Below are 17,733 nucleotides of genomic sequence, written 5' to 3'. Positions count from 1 at the left end.
CAGCGGCGGCAGCGCCCGTTCAAGCATCGCTGCCCGCCTCTTCACGCCACGCACGACGCGGCGCGTTTCGAGTACATCAAGCACGGACGGCAGCCGCTCGCGGCATGCCGCGGTGCGTCCTATCGTCTGGAGAGTCATGATGGAACGTTTTGCCCGTTTGCTGCCCTTTCGCCAGTTCGGCCGTCTGCGTCATCTGCGTGCGTTGATTCCTTGCGGCGCCGCGGCGCCTTCGCGAGCTGAAGCTGCACCGGATCTCTTCGATTCCATGCCCGCGCTGCCGTCTCGTCAGCCAGCGTTTGCGCGCGTGTCGCTGACGCAGACGGTCCACGCGGAGCCGCCGCGAAGTACTCCCGTGCGCGTGTACCGAAGCGAGTCGCGGCTGATCCTCGTCGGCAAGATCAGCGAAGTGTCGCGCATGATCGACCGCTGCATCGACGAAGAGCGCGCCGGTCTGACGGGCGGAACGGTGGCGTGAAGTGGCGGCGAGTTGGGGAATCTGTCGTGCGGCGGCGTGGTCAATCCGGCATTGACCTTCGCTAGAGGCTTGACTGTCGCATGTCCCGCACCGCTCGTTTCATTGTCGCCACGCTCGCCGCCCTATTGCTCGTCGCGGCGCTCGGCTTCGTCTACGCGTCGCCGTATATCGTGCTGGACCGCGTCAAGCGCGCCGCCGACGCGCGAGACGCCCAAACGGTCAACCAATACGTCGATTTCCCCGCGTTGCGCGCGAGCTTGAAGGATCAGATCGCCGCGCTGCTCACGCGGCGCATCGATGTGCAGAAGAGCGGCAACCCGCTCGCGATCATCGGCGCGATGATCGGCGCGGCGCTGGTCGGCCCGCTCGTGGATTCATACGCGACGCCGGACGGAGTCGCCGCCATCTTGAACGGCATACCGCCGCGCGGCAATCCCGGCGAACGTCCTCCCTCAGCCGGCAAAGCCGATGCAAATGCGTCGGCGTCCGTGAGCCCATCCAATCCGGCTCCGCAACCGCCGCAGACGACGGCCGGCTATCGCGGCATCAACACGTTCGTCGTGACGTACCAGCACGGCGCAGGCGACGCCCGCTATTCCGCCATCTTTCACCGCAGCGGCCTGGTGTCATGGAAGCTCGTCGCCGTCGATCTCAACGGCTGACGTGCGATCACCAGCCATCCACGCTCACGCGCCCGCTTCGGCCTTTGCAGGCTTCGCGGCATACGCAGCGGCATCTTCCGCTTCCGCTGATTCGCCTGCCTGACAGACGGCAACGAGAATGCTACACGACACGCGATCCAGCAAAGGCGTGTTGCCCGCGCCCATCCACCAACGAGCGAGTCCGCTCCGGCAGCGGTGCCCGACGACGACGAGATCGACCTTGAGGCTGTCGGCCAGCGCCGCGATTTCGTCGATCGGATGGCCGAACGCGAAATGCCCCTGCGCCGACAGGCCACGTTCGCGCAGCCACTCGACGCCTTCCTGCAAGATATCGCGCGCCGCGTCTTCGAAGCGCCCGCAGGCCATATCGGTCAGCAATCCGGCGCTCTGCGCGATGCTCGACCGCATGTCCACCACCGCGAGCACGTGCGTCTCCGCGTTGAGGTCGAGCGCGAGGTTCGCGCCCTGGCGCAGCGCTTTGCGGCCCTCTCTGGAGCCGTCGTAGCACAGCAGAATCTTTCTATAGCTTGTCATGATGCCTCCCTGCCGCATCGCGGATTGACTGCGGCGTAACTTCATGATCCTGTGCCGCGCCGGACGTGGCAACGATGGAAAACGCTAACTTCACGCAATAGCGCGCCGAATCCGCGCCACGTTGGACTCATGACAAGCTGGCCGCGTGCCAGATTGCGACGAAGCCCGTCGCACAAGGCTTCGCGGCTTTCGGCATGCACGCACGACTCGCCAGGCGCACCGCTTCTGCCCGCGCAAGCGCCGCCCCGGTGCATTCGATTACACTAGCTCGCTGAACTTTCCCCGGCACAAAACGCATGACACAGCGCACCACGCGCGAGCACGCCCCCGAAGCGGCCGTCGCGCCCGCCATCGAATTCAGCGAAGTCATAAAAAGCTACGGCGCGAAAAACGTCGTCGACGGCCTCTCGTTCGACGTGCGTCCCGGCGAATGCTTCGGCCTGCTCGGGCCGAACGGCGCGGGCAAGACGACGACGCTCAGGATGCTGCTCGGCATGACGTCGCCCGATCACGGAAACATTCGTCTCGTCGGCGAACCGGTGCCGTCGCGCGCGCGTTTCGCCCGCGAACGCGTCGGCGTCGTGCCGCAGTTCGACAATCTCGATCCCGACTTCAGCGTACGCGAGAACCTCGTCGTCTTCGGCCGCTACTTCGGCATTGCGGGCGCGCGCATGGACGCGCTCGTGCCGTCGCTGCTCGAATTCGCGCGGCTCGAAAACAAGGCAGATGCGCGCGTCGGCGAATTGTCCGGCGGCATGAAGCGGCGGCTGACCTTGGCGCGCGCCCTCGTCAACGATCCCGACGTGCTGATCATGGACGAACCGACCACCGGTCTCGATCCTCAGGCCCGCCATCTCATCTGGGAACGTCTGCGCTCGCTGCTGGCGCGCGGAAAGACCATGCTGCTCACGACGCATTTCATGGAAGAAGCCGAGCGCCTGTGCGACCGCGTCTGCGTCATCGAAGAAGGCCGCAAGATTGCCGAAGGCCGTCCGCGCGACCTGATCGCGTCGGTGATCGGCTCGGACGTAATCGAGATCTACGGCCCCGACCCGCAGGCGCTGGCCGCCGAACTGCAACCGCTCGTCGAGCGCATGGAAGTGAGCGGCGAGACGCTTTTTTGCTACGTCGACGATCCGCAAGCCGTTCACGCGCGCGTCAAGGGGCGCGAGGGCGTGCGCTATCTGCATCGTCCGGCGAATCTGGAAGATGTTTTCTTACGCCTGACCGGGCGTGAAATGGTGGATTAATGGCGATGGAAACCTTCGATCAACCGCACGTCGCCAGCAAAAACCCCAACCAGACGCACCCGCGCGACGCCGCGCCGCTCACCAACGCCCTGCCCGCGAATGCAACACATTGGATGTCGGTCTGGCGACGCAATTACCTCGTCTGGAAAAAGCTCGCGGTCGCCTCGATGATCGGCAACCTCGCCGACCCGATGATCTATCTGTTCGGCCTCGGACTCGGTCTCGGGCTGATGGTCGGTCATGTCGAGGGCGTGTCGTATATTGCGTTTCTCGCCGCGGGCACGGTGGCCTCCAGCGTGATGATGTCCGCGAGCTTCGAGGCGATGTACTCCGGCTTCTCCCGCATGCATGTGCAGCGCACGTGGGAAGCGATCATGCACACGCCGCTCACGCTCGGCGATATCGTGCTCGGCGAAGTGGTCTGGGCCGCGAGCAAGTCGGTGCTCTCGGGCGTCGCGATCATGCTGGTCGCGGGCGCGCTCGGCTACGCGAGTTTTCCGTCGATGCTGCTGGCGCTGCCCGTTATCGTGTTGACCGGGCTGGCGTTCGCGAGCACCGCGATGATCGTCACGGCCATCGCGCCGAGCTACGACTTCTTCATGTTCTATCAGACGCTCGCGCTCACGCCGATGCTGCTGCTCTCCGGCGTGTTCTTTCCGGTCGCGCAACTGCCCGCGCTCGCGCAACATGTGACGCAGGCGCTGCCGCTCGTGCACTCCGTCGAACTGATTCGCCCCGCGATGCTCGGCCGCCCGCTCGACGGTTTCGCGCTGCACGCAGGCGTGCTGGCCGCTTATGCCGTGCTGCCGTTCTTCGTCTGCGCGTGGCTTTTCCGCCGTCGCATGATGAAATGAAAAACGGCGATGGACCGTCGCGGTCCATCGCCGTCTAACGAGCGCTCAGCGCGTCACTTCGCCGGAAACTCCTTGTGGCCGCCGAAGCCGAAGCGCATCGCGGAGAGCATGCGCTCGGGGAACAGATCGGCGTCGCGCGACCGGAAGCGCGTGTACAACGCCGCCGAGAGCACCTGCGCGGGCACAGCTTCCTCGATGGCCGCCTCGATCGTCCAGCGCCCTTCGCCGCTGTCCGCCACGATGGTCGAGAAGTGTTCCAGCCCGCCGTCGCTCGCGAGCGCGCCCGCCGTCAGGTCCAGCAGCCACGACGACACGACGCTGCCGCGCCGCCACACTTCCGCGATATCCGCGAGGTCGAGCGAATAGCGCTCGTTCTCCGGAAGGTCCGTCGATTCCTTGTGCTTCAGAATGTGGAAGCCTTCCGCATACGCCTGCATTAGCCCGTACTCGATGCCGTTGTGCACCATCTTCACGAAGTGCCCCGACCCGACCGGCCCGCAATACATGTAGCCGTTCTCGACGCGCGGATCGCGTCCTTCGCGGCCCGGCGTCGCGGGAATGTCGCCGCGTCCCGGCGCGAGCGTCGCGAAGATCGGATCGAGCCGGCTCACGACGGCCTCGTCGCCGCCGATCATCATGCAGTAGCCGCGCTCCAGTCCCCAGATGCCGCCCGACGTGCCGACATCGACATAATGCACGCCCTGCTCCCTGAACTGCGCGGCGCGTCGAATGTCGTCCTTGTAGAAGCTGTTGCCGCCGTCGATCACCACATCGTCCGCTTGCAGGATCCTGTGCAGGTCCGAAAGCGTGTCCTCGGTGATCTTGCCGGCCGGCAGCATCAGCCAGATCACGCGCGGCGCGGCGAGCTTCGCCACGAGATCGCCGAGATCGTTCGAGCCGGTCGCGCCTTCGCTCGCGAGCGCGTCGGTGGCTTGCGGATTGTGGTCGTACACGACGCATTCGTGTCCGTCGCGCATCAGGCGGCGGCCGATGTTGCCGCCCATGCGCCCTAGCCCTACGATGCCGATCTGCATGTCGATCACTCCCCGGCCGATTTGACGCGCTCGATCTGCTTCTTCGCCGCTTCGTAGACGCCTTCGAGCGTGAAGCCGAACTTCGTCTTCAGCGCCTTCAGCGGCGCGGACGCGCCGAACGTGTGCATCACGATCGTCGCGCCGAAGCGCCCCACGTAGCGATCCCAGCCGAGCGTCGCGGCCTGCTCGACGGCCACGCGCGCGTGCACGTCCGGCGGCAGCACCGAGTCCTTGTATTCGTCGTCCTGCTTCTCGAAGATGTCCCACGACGGCATGGACACGACACGCGCCGCGATCCCCTCGCTCGTGAGCTTCTCCCATGCTTCGACGCACAGCGACACTTCACTGCCGGTCGCGAGCAGCAGCACTTCGGGCTTCTTGCCGCCCTCGGCATCGGCGAGCACGTAGGCTCCGCGCCGCACGCCTTCAGCCGACCCGAACTTCGTGCGGTCGAATGTCGGCAGCGGCTGGCGCGTGACGACGATGCACGACGGCTCCTTCGAGAACGACAGCGCCACGCGCCACGCCTCGCTCACTTCGTTGGCATCAGCCGGACGCAGCGTGCAGAGTCCCGGCACGCCGCGCAGCGAAGCCAGTTGCTCGATCGGCTGATGCGTCGGGCCGTCCTCGCCCACGCCGATGGAATCGTGCGTGAACACGTAGATCACCGGCACTTCCATGATCGCGGAGAGCCGGATCGGCGGCTTCATGTAGTCGCTGAAAATCAGGAACGTGGACGCGAACGGCCGCATGTTCGAGAGCGCGAGCCCGTTGGCGACCGAGCCCATGCCGTGCTCGCGAATGCCGAAGTGCAGGTTGCGCCCGGCGTAGTTGTCATGCTCGAAACTGCCCGCGCCTTCGAACTTGAGATTCGTCTTCGTCGATGGCGCGAGGTCCGCCGCGCCGCCGATCATCCACGGGATGCGCTTCGCGATGGCGTTGAGCACCTTGCCCGACGATTCGCGCGTCGCCATGCCCTTCGCGTCCGCCTCGAACGTCGGGATGTCGGCGTCCCAGTCATCGGGCAGCTTGGATTCGAGCATCTGCCACAGTTGTTTCGCCAGATCCGGGTTCTGCTTCTCGTAGTCGTCGAAGCGTTGCTTCCACTGGGCATGCGCCGCCTTGCCGCGCGCGCCCATGCCTTCGGCGAAGTGCTGCATGACGCCATCGGGCACGAGGAACTGCGCGTCTTCCGGCCAGCCGTAGAACTTCTTCGCGAGCTTGATTTCCTCGTCGCCGAGCGCCTCGCCGTGCGCCGCCGCCGTGTCCTGCTTGTTCGGCGCGCCCCAGCCGATGATGCTCTTCACGACGATAAGCGTCGGTTTGTCGGTCGTCGCCTTGGCTTCCTTGAGCGCGGCTTCGAGCGCGTTGGCGTCGTTGGCGTCGTCGACGTGCAGCGTGTTCCAGTTGTAGCCGCGAAAGCGCGATTCCACGTCGTCGCTGTATGCGAGGTCGGTGTGGCCTTCGATCGTCACGCGATTGCTGTCGTAAATCCAGATGAGGTTGGACAGCTTCAGATGCCCGGCGAGCGATGCCGCTTCGTGCGAGATGCCTTCCATCATGTCGCCGTCGCCGCACAGCGCGTAGACGCGGTAATCGAAAAGCGGCGCGCCCGACTTGTTGAAGTGCGCCTCCTTCCAGCGCGCGGCCATCGCCATGCCGACGCTGTTGCCGAGACCCTGGCCGAGCGGCCCGGTCGTGGTTTCGACGCCGGCCGTCATCCGGAACTCCGGGTGGCCGGGCGTCTTGCTGTCGAGCTGGCGGAACTGCTTGATATCGTCGAGCGACACGGCCGGGTTGCCGGTAGGCTCGCCGCTTTCGTCCACTTCCTTGACGCCTGCGAGGTGCAGCAGCGAATACAGCAGCATCGACGCGTGCCCGACCGACAGCACGAAGCGGTCGCGGTTCGGCCAGAGCGGCGCGTCGGGGTCGTAGCGCAGATGGTATTGCCAGAGATGGAACGCGACGGGGGCGAGCGCCATCGGCGTGCCGGGGTGGCCGGAATTGGCCTTCTGCACGGCGTCCATCGACAGCGTGCGGATCGTGTCGATCGTGAGGCGATCCAGATCTTGGGACTGCGGCGTTGCTTGAGACATGAGCGACGACTCCTTTCGCGAAGAGCGCGCTGAGGCACGACGGGCGCCTCAGCGGCAACCAGGACCATCGAGCAAGCGCAGTGCCTTGCTAAAAGGCACCGCGCCCGGGTGCGGGCGGCCGCGCGCAGCCGTTTCATGCTGGCGCGGCGGCTTTCGGCAGGACGCGAACGCGCGGTGTTCGAATGCGCGTTCGGTGTTTCAGCCGGGCGACGCGATGCAACGAAGGCGCACCGCCCGGATAGTGCATGCGGCTTCTAAGCCGCGAAAGTGCTTGAACATCAATGCTGACACATTCGCGGCGCGGCGGCCCGAATCATGTCATGAGTCATAACATGACTCAGGGCGCCGGATTCGGCTGGCGCTCGTGCAGCGCCTCGATCTCGGCCAGAATCTCGTCGGACAGTTCGATGTCCACGCTCGCGATATTCTCCTGCAACTGCGCCATCGACGTCGCGCCGATGAGCGTGCTCGTCGTGAAAGGCCGCGTGTTGACGAACGCGAGCGCGAGTTGCGTCGGGCTCAGGCCGTGGCGGTTCGCCAGTTCGACGTAAGACGACGTCGCGGCGATCGCTTGCGGCTTGCTGTAACGCTGGAACCGCTCGAAGAGCGTGATGCGCGCGCCGGCCGGACGCGCCCCGCCCTCGTACTTGCCCGACAGCCAGCCGAATGCGAGCGGCGAATACGCGAGCAGACCGATGCCTTCCTTATGCGTGAATTCGGACAAGCCCAACTCGTAGGTACGATTCACGAGACTGTACGGATTCTGAATGCTGACGATGCGCGGCAGCCCGGCCTTCTCCGCTGCGCGCAGGAATTGGGACACGCCCCACGGCGTTTCGTTCGACACGCCGACATAGCGAATCTTTCCTGCCTTGACGAGATCGCCGAGCGCGGCGAGCGTTTCCTCGATCGGCACCGTGTATTCGTCGTCGATGTACGGATACGCCGAACGGCCGAAGGTCATCGTGCTGCGGTCCGGCCAGTGCAGTTGATACAGATCGACGTAATCCGTCTGCAGGCGCTTGAGGCTGCTGTCGATCGCCTCGTTGATGTTCTTGCGGTCGAACTGGTTGCCCGCGCCGCGAATGTGACGCGGATTATGCGGCTGGCGCGCGGGCCCGGCAATTTTGGTCGCGAGCACGATATCGCCGCGTTTGCCCGCGTTCTTCGCGAGCCACGTGCCGATGTATTCCTCGGTGCGGCCCTGCGTCTCGGGGCGCGGCGGGACCGGGTACATTTCGGCGGCGTCGATCAGGTTCACGCCTTGCGCAAGCGCATAGTCGATTTGCTCGTGCGCCTCGCTCTCGGTGTTCTGCTCGCCCCAGGTCATGGTGCCGAGCCCGATGAGGCTCACGTCTACGCCCGAATCGCCCAGTTTCCGATACTTCATCGCTTCGTTCCTTTTTGTTGACGCCTGCTGGCGCGGTTCCACGGCGGCATTGCCGACAAGCGCAGAAACTACCATAGGCGCGCGAGGTCTGCTCCGCCGATAGAATGCAAGGCTTAGCGATGCAGCGAAACCGGTTCCGGAGCTTGCAGTTCGCTTGATGTGGCTTACCGACAACGTCTTCCAACGACAAACCACGCAGCCGATGTCATCCTCCACGACGCCCAGCCAGTCCGACGAAGCGAAGCCCGGTTCGTCGCTGATCGTTTCTCTCGTCGCCGCGACTTTCTTCATGGAGAACCTGGACGGCACGATCATCGCGACCGCCATGCCGCAGATGGCGCACTCGTTCGGCGTGCATCCGGCCGACATGAGCCTCGGCATCACCGCGTATCTTCTGACGCTCGCCGTCTTCATTCCGATCAGCGGCTGGGCGGCCGACCGCTTCGGGCTGCGCACGGTGTTCGGCAGCGCGATCGCGGTGTTCACGGCGGCCTCCGTGCTGTGCGGCGCGACGTCCACGTTGCCGGCGTTCGCCGCGGCGCGCGTGCTGCAAGGCATCGGCGGCGCGATGATGGTGCCGGTCGGCCGCCTGGCCGTGCTGCGCGCCACGCCGAAGGACGGACTGATGCGCGCGATCGCCATCATCACGTGGCCGGGGCTCGTCGCGCCGGTGATCGGACCGCCGCTCGGCGGCTTCATCACGACGTATTCGTCGTGGCGCTGGATCTTCTATCTGAACGTGCCGCTCGGTCTGATCGGCTTGCTGCTGACGCTGCGCCATATCGACAACGTGCGCGAAGACGCGAACCGCCGCTTCGATTTCGCGGGCTTCGTGCTGTGCGGCATCGCCTGCACGACGCTTCTTTACGCGATGGAACTCATCGGCCGCAACGACACGTCGTGGAGCATGATCGGCGCGCTCGTCGCAGTGGGCGCGGCGGCGGGCATCGCGTCGTGGAGATATCTGATACTGGCGACGCAGCCGGTGGTCGATTTGTCGGCGCTGAAGGTGCACACCTTCGCCGTGGCGATGGGCGGCGGGTCGCTCTTTCGAATCGCGATCAGCGCCGCGCCGTTCCTTTTGCCGCTGATGTTTCAGGTCGGCTTCGGCATGAACGCGTTCATGTCGGGACTGCTCACGCTCTCCGTCTTCGCCGGCAATCTGGCGATGAAACTCGTCACCACGCCCGTCATGCGGCGCTTCGGCTTCAGGCCGGTGCTGGTGGTCAACGGGCTCATCGCCGCGCTTTCGCTTGCCGCGATGAGCCTGCTCGCGCCTTCGACGCCCACGCTCGTCATCGTCGTCGTCTTGTTCGTGAGCGGCCTGTCGCGCTCGCTCCAATTCACCGCGCTCAATACGCTCAGCTTCGCCGACGTGCCGAAGACGCAGATGAGCGGCGCCTCGGCACTATCCAGCACGCTGTTTCAGATGTCGATGGGCGTGGGCGTCGCGGCCGGCGCCATCGCGCTGCGCATCGGCGAATGGTTGCACGGGCATGACGCGCACTCCATCGGTCCGGAAGATTTCGGCGTGGCGTTCCTGATCGTGGCGTTGATCGGGGCGCTGGGTGTGATCGATCTGTGGCGTCTTCCCAAGGATGCAGGCGCGCTGGTTTCGGGGCATGTCAAAGGGAAGGCTACGGAGCGTTAGACGCGTGAGAGGCGCGCAATGCGAGCGTTGCCGAACTGGAAGCGTTGGTGGTGTCCTGCAAGGCTCGCACGGGCGGGGACGCTTACAAGACTCAGAACGGTTCAGAGGTTCGGAACGGCCGCTGGTTCGAAGCTCTAAAAAGGTCGCCAGGCACCAAAGGCTCGGAAGGTTTGAGACGCTTTCAAGACTGCCCACAGTTCCAGGGTTCGGAACGGCTGCTGGCTTGGCGCCTCGGAAAGGTCGCCCGGTTCCACAGGCTTGCAAGATCGGACCAGGTTAAAGGTTTGCGCGCTCGCGCCGTAAACCCGCGTATGAACCTGCAAAGTCTCGAATCTCTCGCCGCGTTGAGCGAAGCCGTCGCCGTGATCCGCCATGCGCGCGGGCTGAAGAATCCGGACGACCTGCCGACCGGCACGCCCGAATGGCAAGTCGCCAGCGACGCCTTCGCCGACGACTTCCTGCGCGCGCTCGACGGCGAGCCGACCGTCCGCGCGTGGTGGACGATCTAGGCTTCGCCTCACCCCTAGCGTCTGAGTGAATCCAACCAGCCGAGCGCAATCGCCGCATTGACGATTACGCCGGCCGTCGCCGCGAGCGCCGCGATCATCGTCCAGAACGCCGACCGGCGCGATGCCTCCGCGGATTCGCGAGCGAGTTGCGCCGCGTCGTTGGCCGACGACACCGACGCGAACATCGCCCGGAACTGTTCGTCCTGACGCGCGGTGTCCTTCGCGTGCAGCCATGCGCGCTTGTGCGCCGCTTCGGGGTCGGCGGAGGGCGCCGCGTCGAGTTGCGCGCGTATCGACGCTTCGCCGGCCGCTTCGTAGCTACGAAACCGCGCCTCTCTCGCTTCGTCCGCGCCTTCTTTCTGATGCTCGGCCATATCCGCTCGCGCGCCGCTTAAGAAGCGCCTAGCGGTCGCTTGACATCGCCTTCAGGCGATCGTTGCCGGCATCGCGCGCGGCGTCGGCCGTGGCGAAGTTGTCTTCGGACACCAACGCGCGCTTGACCTCGCCCGCCGCGAAATCGACGAGCGTGATGACCCACACGAACCCGCCGCCCTGTTCCGCCGTCTGCACGAATGCACGCAGCTTGCCTTCATTCGACGATGCCATCTGATCCTCCACGATCGTCCAAGCGATAGACACTCACGCCTCGAAGTCCAGCCCGCCGAGCAGCACCGACGGCTCCGCCTGCGAGCGCGTCGGTACATCCACTTCGCGGGCGTCCTGCCATGCGCGCAGCTTGTCGCCGAGCGCGTCGAGATAACGCTGCAAACGTGCTTCGCCGCCGGGACGCAGCAATCGCTCGATTTCTTCGTTGTCCCACGTCAGGAAGACGTTCATGTCGAACGGATAACGCCGCGAGCGCGCGCCATCGTCCGACGGCGGCGTGCTCACGCGCAGCCGCGCCGGCTCGCGCGGATTGCCGCCGGCTACGATTTCGACGCGCAATTTCGCATCGACCACGCGGGCCACGCCCTCGGCAATGCGCGGCATGATTTCGGTTTCGAACCTGTGCGCCTGTTCGCGATTCAACGCCTTCCTCTCAAGCCAGATTCAGACGTGCGGCAAGTCTTCGAGCGATTTCTCGATCTGCCCTTCCTGCACGCGCGCCTCGATGCCCACGTGGCCGTTCGAGTACGGCAATGCGGTGACTTTGGGTCCGAGAAACGTGCGGCCGCCTAGCCTGAAGAGCGTGCGCACTTCCTTGCCGCTTTTGATGGCGTCCACGACTTGATGGACGTCGACGATGGTGGTCGGCGCCGCCCAGTCGTTCGTGGCGGAATCAAAGCTGCCCCAGCGCACATTGGTCACGCGGTCGTTGACCCAACGCACGCCGTCGATCGCCAAAGTAGCCATAGCTGTCTCCGTGGTCGTTCGTTCGGGGTGGTGGTGCGTTGATGCTAGCACGGTGCGGGCGCGGTGCGGGGGCTGTGTTTAGCGGCGGAAAAGCAAAAAGCAGAAAGCAAAAAGCCCGGTCGCGATGACCGGGCTTTTCGTATGAATTCTTTGGGGTGGCTGATGGGACTCGAACCCACGACGACAGGAATCACAATCCTGGACTCTACCAACTGAGCTACAGCCACCGCTGACAACTGATTTGCTACGTCTCGTATAAGCAAGATTGCCTGCCAATCGAGAAGCGAGATTATACGAACAAAGTATTTGCTTGCCTAGTCCTCTTGAGCATTCTTTTACGATCGACGCGTGCGCTCATGACTCCACCGCTTCGGCCGCTTCGCGCAAGTACGCGCGCGCCTCGTCGAAGATGCTCAGATCGCCCTTCGCAAGCCGGCGGCTATCCGACAGCGTGCGCCGCCATCCACGCGCGCCCGCGACGCCGCGATATAGCCCCAGCGCATGGCGCGTCACCGCGCCGAGATACGTGCCGCGCGCGAGTTCGGCGCGCGCGTAGTCGATCAACTGGGCTTCGATTTCTTCGCGCGTCGGCACCGGCGTCGTCGCGCCGTAGAACTGGGTATCGACGCCCGCCAGCACATAAGGGTTGTGGTACGCCTCGCGGCCGAGCATCACGCCATCGACATGCTTCAGGTGCTCCTCCACTTCATCGAGCGTCGTGATGCCGCCGTTGATCGAGATCTCGAGATGCGGGAAGTCGCGCTTCAACCGGTACGCGTAGTCGTACTTGAGCGGCGGAATCTCGCGGTTCTCCTTCGGGCTCAGGCCCTTCAGAATCGCATTGCGCGCATGGACGATGAACACGTCGCAGCCCGCCTGCGCCACCGTGCCGACGAAATCGCGCACGAACGCGTAGTCCTCGACCGCATCGACGCCGATGCGATGTTTGACCGTCACCGGAATCGACACCGCGTCGCGCATCGCCTTCACGCAGTCCGCGACGAGCTCCGGCTCCTTCATCAGGCACGCGCCGAAAGCGCCCCGCTGCACGCGCTCAGACGGGCAGCCGCAGTTGAGGTTGATCTCGTCGTAGCCCCATTGTTCGCCGAGTTTCGCGCTCTTGGCGAGGTCGGCCGGTTCGCTGCCGCCCAGTTGCAGCGCGACGGGCGCTTCGGCCGGCGTGAACGCGAGATGACGCGCGACATCGCCGTACAGCAGCGCGCCCGTCGTGACCATTTCGGTGTAAAGCCACGCGTGATGCGACACCATACGATGCAGCGAGCGGCAATGGCGATCGGTCCAGTCCATCATGGGAGCGACGGACACGCGGCGGGGACTGGTTTTCGAAGCGGCGGACATGGCAGACGTCTGTTTCAGCTAATCCGCGATTTTACCGCAGCGCGCAACGGGCGGTTCTGGGCGCGCATCCCGAATCTTTCCCCGCGCCGGCTGTCACACCGAACATGCGACGCCCGCGTGCGTCGAGCCTCGCGGAGACTGACATGAAAAGCAAATCGATCGCGGCCGCTGCGCTGCTGTGCATGGCGTTCGCCGCACAGGCGCAAACCGCGCGACCGGGACCGGACGAAGGCGCGTCCATGGTCAAGCCGCCCAGCGCGCCAGGTTCGCCGGCAACGAGCGCCGCGCGCCCCGACAATCCCGATAATCCCGATAACATGCCGGTCAAGCGCCCCGCCCCACCGCCCAACAGCGACCGCATGCTGCATCACAGTCCCGCAAGCGACGCCATCGCGAAGTAGGCATCGGCTCCGGCTGGCGGGCGCGCGCCCCTATAATGGCGCTCGTCCCGATTTTCGCGCGAACCGCGTTCTCGCCTGCCAGCGGTCCAGCCAATGCAAAAACTCATTCTGCCGTTCGTTTCCGGTTTTCTCGCCGCACTCTTCTTTCGCGAATCGACGCTCGCGCTGCTGCATGCAGCCGGAATGATCGACGCCGCCGGCTTTTCGACGGCGCCGTTCCTGCCGCTCGGCATTCCGGAGTTCATCGCCAATGCGTTGTGGAGCGCCGTGTTCGGCGTATTGATGGCGTGGCTGTTGCGCGTCGCGCCGGAACACCGCGCGCCGTGGATCGGTGCGCTCGTGTTCGGCGGCATCGTGCTGACGGCGGTCAGCGCGTTCGTGATCGATCCGGCGCGCGGCATCTGGCCGAGCGGCAACATGCTGCCGCGCCTCGCGCCGGGCTTCATTGCGAACGCTATCTGGGGCTGGGGCGCGCTGGTTTTCATGCGCGCTTTCATGGCGGGTAGCGAGACCGCCTGAACGCAAGCACAAGCGGCCAAGCGGCCGCTTCCATCAGTCCTTCAACGACCGCAGCGGATGCGTCGCCGGCGTCCAGGCGCTGTCGAACATGCGCTCGACGTCATCGGGCCGCACGTCTTCTGCGCGCGCCACTTTCCATTGCGGCTGGTTGTCCTTGTCGACGATGCGCGCCCGGATGCCTTCCAGCACGTCGCCCCGCTCGAAGACCGAGCGTGTGAGATCGAGATCGCGGCGCAGCGTTTCGGCCATCGTCGAGAAGCGCGCGCGGTCGACCTGCTGAAGCGACACATCGACGGAGAGCGGCGAGCGCTCGCGCAATGCGGCCGCCGTGGCGTGCAGCCATTCGTTGCCGGATGCCTCCGCGTCCCGCTCCAGCGAAGCGAGAATGGCCGCGCCGTTGCCGGCCGCGAAATGCTTGTCGATGAGCGTACGCGCCTCGGCGAGCGCGCTCGTATCCGGAATCGGCGACACCTTGTACTTCGTAGTCTCGCTCTCGACAAAGCGCACGATCGCGACGCCATCCAGAAAACGCTGATGACGCAGCGATTCGATCAGGCCGGGCAGCGCGCCGTCGTCGAGATACGCGTCGGCCAGGCGGGCATAGAGCGCATCTGCCGGGCCGATGCTCGCGCCGGTGGCGGCGAGATAGCGGCCGATCGCGCCGGGCGCGCGGGCGAGGAACCAGCTCACGCCGACATCCGGAAAGAGACCGATGCGCGTTTCCGGCATGGCCATTTTCGTGGATTGCGTGACGATACGCAGTCCGCCGGTATGATGCGCGCCTTGCGAGATGCCCATTCCGCCGCCCATCACGACGCCGTTCACCACGGCGATATACGGCTTCGGGAACGTGAAAATGGCGTGATTGAGCTTGTATTCTTCCGTGAAAAAGGCGTCGATCGAATCGCGGTCGCCGGCCTTCGCCGCTTCATAGAGAAAACGGATGTCGCCGCCGGCGCAAAACGCGCGCACGTGCGGGCTGTAGACGATTACGGCGCGAATCGCCTGATCGTGACGCCAGGCGCGCAACGCCTCGCCGATGGCGTGCAGCATGGAGGGCGTCAGCGCGTTCAACGCTTTCGGGCGGTCGAGCGCAATGAAGCCGATGCCGTTAGCGGTGTCAATACGAATGTCTTCGGTGGTCATCGTGTCGAGAAGTCGAAACGGTTCGTACGGTCACTTCACTCAGCAGGCGGCGAGCCACGCATCGAGCGACAACTCGACGAGTTCTCTCGCCGCGACGTCGGCGCTTGCCGCGCCGTTCAATTGTAGCGCGGTGATGCCATGCAGGTTCGCCCAGAAAGCCTGCGCGCAGGCAGCCGCAGCCGCGCCGGACGGCAGTCTTACGAGCCGGTTCGCTGCCTGAAGTTCAAGGAACGCGTCCGCTATCAGCGAAAGCATGGCGGCGCTGTCGTCCGACACGTTTGCGCTGTTGGCGTTCGCATGGTCCATGAACATCAGGCGGTACGTTTCCGGCTCGTCGAGCCCGAACTGCACATAGGCGAGGCCCAACGCTCTCAGGCGCGCGGCGGCATCGGCGATGCTCGCGTGCGGCTCGAAAGCCGCCCGCAGTTGCGCATGCCCTTCTTCGCGCAACGCCCGCTCGATTTCCCCGCGATTCCGAAAATGCAGATACAGCGCGGCGGGCGAGTAATCGATCGCCTCCGCGAGCTTGCGCATCGAGAGCGACGCGAGCCCTTCCCTTTTGACAATGCCGCGCGAGACTTCGAGTATGCGCTCGCGCAGCGCGTCGCGCTGCTGCTTCTTATGTCGTGACTGGCGCGTGGGCGCGTCGTCAACACTCATACGAGGCATGGTCGGCTCCGCCCGTTTTGATGCCGCTTTCGAAGACGAGCCGCGTACTGGCGGACTCGCGGACCGGAAACGGTCAGACGATCATCGGACCGTCGTCGTCGCGGCGAGATCCCGATGCCGCGCGATACAGCGGCTCCTCCGAGTCGCCGAGCACGACCGACGAAAACACGATGCAAAAGCCCAGAATCAGGACACCGACCGCCGCCCAGATGAGCCACAGTGCATTGGACTCGACGAGCGCGTGAAGAAAGGAATGAAACATGACGACCCCGCGCGATTTTTATAATGGCTGCTCAACTCATGCAAAGGCTGATGAGCAAGTGACATGCCGAGCGAATCGCATCGCAAGCGGCAGAATGACAGGATCTTACTCCGTTGCTGCGCCGCGGGAAAGCGTGCGCGGCCCTTTCAGGCGCGGCTAAATGGTCGATCAGACGCTTCAAGCCGTTACACGTGCAGCCGCTAGTCGACGATCACGCGCCCCGGCGGAAAGTGGCCGCTTTTCAGCAGCACCGGCATGCCCTGAGTGACCTGCAAATGTTCGCGCGCCACCGCTTCGATGCGGGCGCGGCCGGCATCGAATGCATCGATCCAGCCGGCGCTGTCGAAAGTCTTTGCGCCGAAGTGGTCTTCGAGCGCTTCGACGGAAATCGCGCATGGCACGCGTCGGCCATCGACGAGCGCAGCGAATTCGATCGTGAGATTGGAATCGCGATAATCGGGCGCGTCGGAAAGAAAACGAATGTTCATGAGACTCTCGTGGATCGGGCGGCGGACGGCAGGTGGTGCTCGTACCAGCACGCGGTGAGGTTGACGCACTCGGTTCGGCACGCGGCACCGTTTCGCTGGCGTGCGCGTGAATCGATTCGCGGTCTATGGTACTCGCGCTCGCGCCGCGGGGTCCAGCGGCGCGGCGCGCAGGCACCTCACGGATCGAGCACGTCTTCGTTCACGTCGACGACGAGCAGCGAGCTCGCGAGCGGGTCGGCGTAGTTAAAGTCCAGCGAGCGCGTCATGTCGCGCACGCGCTCGCAGACGCGCTGCCGCGCTTCATCCGACAAAGGCGGATAGTCGCGCAGCACTCGCGCGTCGAAGCGGTAATGCACGCCCCAGCCGATATTGCCCGCATGATTCGCCACCCCGCCCGTGCGCCAGCTTACGAACAGCGCGGGCGCAACGTCGGCTCCGCCCCCGATCTCGATGATGTCCGCGCCGATCGGAAACAGGTCGACGAGGCAGTTCGCGATATCGTAGAGCACCGCATGGCGAAGATGGATCGGGCGCATCACGTCGGTTGCAGCAGTCGGTCGATGTAATCGCGCGCCGCCTTCTCGACGCTTGCGAGCGCTTCGTCTTCGGTGGCGAAGCGTTGCTCGGGACCGAGATCGACGAGCGCCTCGAAGTGACGCGGTTCGTCCGGTCCGTTCTGCGCAAGGCTCACGGACCCGACATAGATCGCCGTGCCGGGCTCACCCGGCTTCGCGTCGTGTGTCGGAACGAGCCGCGCCGATGCGCTGATGTAATAGCCTCGATACGGGCCCGTCACTCTATCGACCATTCCATTGCCTCCGTATGTGTTCCGGGATATGCGTTCGGTCGCGCTCCATCATGCGTTCGACGGCAAATCCAACCGATGCCCCAGTAGCATAAGGCGCGCGACCCGGAAAATAGTTCACGGCTCATCGGGCCGTGATCGATGACGCAAGTTCGTCGATTCAGGCATCGCAAGCATTGCGCCCGCACTGCTTCGCGCCCGCGCGCTCGGCGTCATGCAAGCGGCCTATGGGACAATGCTCATCCGAAAATACGGCGGCTCCCAACACAACGAGGA

23 protein-coding genes and 1 tRNA gene are annotated in these 17,733 nt (G+C 64.8%); 8 read left to right on the top strand and 16 right to left on the bottom strand.

Annotated features, from left to right (window positions below; genetic code table 11):
* Nucleotides 1–139: 139 nt before the first annotated feature.
* Both HWX53_RS07975 and HWX53_RS07970 read left to right on the top strand, forming a co-directional pair.
* Nucleotides 140–475 (top strand): hypothetical protein, encoded by a 336-nt coding sequence (locus tag HWX53_RS07975; RefSeq protein ID WP_175940645.1) that lies wholly within the window; start codon nt 140–142, stop codon nt 473–475.
* A gap of 80 nt (nt 476–555) precedes the next feature.
* Complete coding sequence (locus HWX53_RS07970; protein WP_175940228.1) at nt 556–1,137, top strand: DUF2939 domain-containing protein; 582 nt, start codon at nt 556–558, stop codon at nt 1,135–1,137.
* Nucleotides 1,138–1,161: 24 nt separating this feature from the next.
* On the opposite strand, the gene HWX53_RS07965 is transcribed toward HWX53_RS07970, so the two are convergent.
* Nucleotides 1,162–1,671, bottom strand: a complete 510-nt coding sequence (locus tag HWX53_RS07965; protein ID WP_175940227.1) for a universal stress protein — start codon at nt 1,669–1,671, stop codon at nt 1,162–1,164.
* Between the two features lie 296 nt (nt 1,672–1,967).
* Here HWX53_RS07965 and nodI point away from each other — a divergent pair, with 296 nt between their 5' ends.
* Nucleotides 1,968–2,921, top strand: a complete 954-nt coding sequence (nodI, locus tag HWX53_RS07960; protein ID WP_175940226.1) for a nodulation factor ABC transporter ATP-binding protein NodI — start codon at nt 1,968–1,970, stop codon at nt 2,919–2,921.
* A 5-nt stretch (nt 2,922–2,926) separates the two neighbouring features.
* Nucleotides 2,927–3,775, top strand: a complete 849-nt coding sequence (locus tag HWX53_RS07955; RefSeq protein WP_175940225.1) for an ABC transporter permease — start codon at nt 2,927–2,929, stop codon at nt 3,773–3,775.
* Between the two features lie 53 nt (nt 3,776–3,828).
* On the opposite strand, the gene gnd is transcribed toward HWX53_RS07955, so the two are convergent.
* The 3 genes from gnd to HWX53_RS07940 all read right to left on the bottom strand — a co-directional run bounded on the left by gnd (nt 3,829) and on the right by HWX53_RS07940 (nt 8,295).
* Nucleotides 3,829–4,830, bottom strand: a complete 1,002-nt coding sequence (gene gnd, locus HWX53_RS07950) for a phosphogluconate dehydrogenase (NAD(+)-dependent, decarboxylating) (protein ID WP_241269886.1) — start codon at nt 4,828–4,830, stop codon at nt 3,829–3,831.
* Nucleotides 4,815–6,905, bottom strand: coding sequence for a transketolase (gene tkt / locus HWX53_RS07945; protein ID WP_175940223.1), 2,091 nt, complete (start codon nt 6,903–6,905; stop codon nt 4,815–4,817). The genes gnd and tkt overlap by 16 nt, the downstream gene beginning before the upstream one ends.
* A gap of 337 nt (nt 6,906–7,242) precedes the next feature.
* Complete coding sequence (locus tag HWX53_RS07940; protein ID WP_175940222.1) at nt 7,243–8,295, bottom strand: NADP(H)-dependent aldo-keto reductase; 1,053 nt, start codon at nt 8,293–8,295, stop codon at nt 7,243–7,245.
* Nucleotides 8,296–8,497: 202 nt separating this feature from the next.
* On the opposite strand from HWX53_RS07940, the gene HWX53_RS07935 reads away from it, so the two are divergent.
* Nucleotides 8,498–9,946: an MFS transporter gene (locus HWX53_RS07935; RefSeq protein ID WP_175940221.1), complete on the top strand. Its 1,449-nt coding sequence runs from the start codon at nt 8,498–8,500 to the stop codon at nt 9,944–9,946.
* A 311-nt stretch (nt 9,947–10,257) separates the two neighbouring features.
* Nucleotides 10,258–10,455: a hypothetical protein gene (locus HWX53_RS07930; RefSeq protein WP_175940220.1), complete on the top strand. Its 198-nt coding sequence runs from the start codon at nt 10,258–10,260 to the stop codon at nt 10,453–10,455.
* Between the two features lie 14 nt (nt 10,456–10,469).
* Here the strand turns inward: HWX53_RS07930 and HWX53_RS07925 are convergent, their stop codons facing one another.
* The 6 genes from HWX53_RS07925 to dusA all read right to left on the bottom strand — a co-directional run bounded on the left by HWX53_RS07925 (nt 10,470) and on the right by dusA (nt 13,167).
* A complete protein-coding gene (locus HWX53_RS07925) occupies nt 10,470–10,829 on the bottom strand; it encodes a hypothetical protein (RefSeq protein WP_175940219.1) in 360 nt (119 codons plus the stop codon).
* Nucleotides 10,830–10,857: 28 nt separating this feature from the next.
* On the bottom strand, nt 10,858–11,061 hold the full coding sequence (locus tag HWX53_RS07920) for a hypothetical protein (RefSeq protein WP_175940218.1): 204 nt from the start codon (nt 11,059–11,061) through the stop codon (nt 10,858–10,860).
* Between the two features lie 33 nt (nt 11,062–11,094).
* Nucleotides 11,095–11,484 (bottom strand): DUF5594 family protein, encoded by a 390-nt coding sequence (locus HWX53_RS07915; protein WP_175940217.1) that lies wholly within the window; start codon nt 11,482–11,484, stop codon nt 11,095–11,097.
* 21 nt (nt 11,485–11,505) lie between these two features.
* Nucleotides 11,506–11,808 carry a hypothetical protein gene (locus tag HWX53_RS07910; protein WP_175940216.1) on the bottom strand — a complete coding sequence of 101 codons (303 nt, stop codon included), beginning with the start codon at nt 11,806–11,808 and terminating at the stop codon, nt 11,506–11,508.
* A 151-nt stretch (nt 11,809–11,959) separates the two neighbouring features.
* Nucleotides 11,960–12,035: transfer RNA gene (locus HWX53_RS07905), tRNA-His, on the bottom strand.
* A 127-nt stretch (nt 12,036–12,162) separates the two neighbouring features.
* A complete protein-coding gene (gene dusA, locus HWX53_RS07900; RefSeq protein ID WP_175940215.1) occupies nt 12,163–13,167 on the bottom strand; it encodes a tRNA dihydrouridine(20/20a) synthase DusA in 1,005 nt (334 codons plus the stop codon).
* 143 nt (nt 13,168–13,310) lie between these two features.
* On the opposite strand from dusA, the gene HWX53_RS07895 reads away from it, so the two are divergent.
* Complete coding sequence (locus tag HWX53_RS07895) at nt 13,311–13,568, top strand: hypothetical protein (RefSeq protein WP_175940214.1); 258 nt, start codon at nt 13,311–13,313, stop codon at nt 13,566–13,568.
* 93 nt (nt 13,569–13,661) lie between these two features.
* Nucleotides 13,662–14,087: a hypothetical protein gene (locus tag HWX53_RS07890; protein WP_175940213.1), complete on the top strand. Its 426-nt coding sequence runs from the start codon at nt 13,662–13,664 to the stop codon at nt 14,085–14,087.
* 33 nt (nt 14,088–14,120) lie between these two features.
* On the opposite strand, the gene HWX53_RS07885 is transcribed toward HWX53_RS07890, so the two are convergent.
* The 6 genes from HWX53_RS07885 to HWX53_RS07860 all read right to left on the bottom strand — a co-directional run bounded on the left by HWX53_RS07885 (nt 14,121) and on the right by HWX53_RS07860 (nt 17,460).
* Nucleotides 14,121–15,233 carry an enoyl-CoA hydratase/isomerase family protein gene (locus HWX53_RS07885; RefSeq protein ID WP_175940212.1) on the bottom strand — a complete coding sequence of 371 codons (1,113 nt, stop codon included), beginning with the start codon at nt 15,231–15,233 and terminating at the stop codon, nt 14,121–14,123.
* A gap of 39 nt (nt 15,234–15,272) precedes the next feature.
* The gene (locus HWX53_RS07880) at nt 15,273–15,902 is read right to left on the bottom strand and encodes a TetR/AcrR family transcriptional regulator (protein ID WP_241269855.1); all 630 of its coding nucleotides are present in this window, start codon (nt 15,900–15,902) and stop codon (nt 15,273–15,275) included.
* 73 nt (nt 15,903–15,975) lie between these two features.
* Nucleotides 15,976–16,164, bottom strand: a complete 189-nt coding sequence (locus HWX53_RS07875) for a hypothetical protein (RefSeq protein WP_175940211.1) — start codon at nt 16,162–16,164, stop codon at nt 15,976–15,978.
* Between the two features lie 200 nt (nt 16,165–16,364).
* On the bottom strand, nt 16,365–16,652 hold the full coding sequence (locus tag HWX53_RS07870) for a DUF1488 domain-containing protein (RefSeq protein ID WP_175940210.1): 288 nt from the start codon (nt 16,650–16,652) through the stop codon (nt 16,365–16,367).
* A gap of 176 nt (nt 16,653–16,828) precedes the next feature.
* Nucleotides 16,829–17,188: a hypothetical protein gene (locus HWX53_RS07865; RefSeq protein ID WP_244140054.1), complete on the bottom strand. Its 360-nt coding sequence runs from the start codon at nt 17,186–17,188 to the stop codon at nt 16,829–16,831.
* Nucleotides 17,188–17,460, bottom strand: coding sequence for a hypothetical protein (locus HWX53_RS07860; protein ID WP_175940208.1), 273 nt, complete (start codon nt 17,458–17,460; stop codon nt 17,188–17,190). The genes HWX53_RS07865 and HWX53_RS07860 overlap by 1 nt, the downstream gene beginning before the upstream one ends.
* Between the last annotated feature and the right edge of the window lie 273 nt (nt 17,461–17,733).

Origin of the sequence: Caballeronia sp. BCC1704 (assembly GCF_902833455.1) — a bacterium.
Classification (GTDB): domain Bacteria; phylum Pseudomonadota; class Gammaproteobacteria; order Burkholderiales; family Burkholderiaceae; genus Caballeronia.
This window is presented reverse-complemented; position numbering and strand designations above follow the sequence as displayed.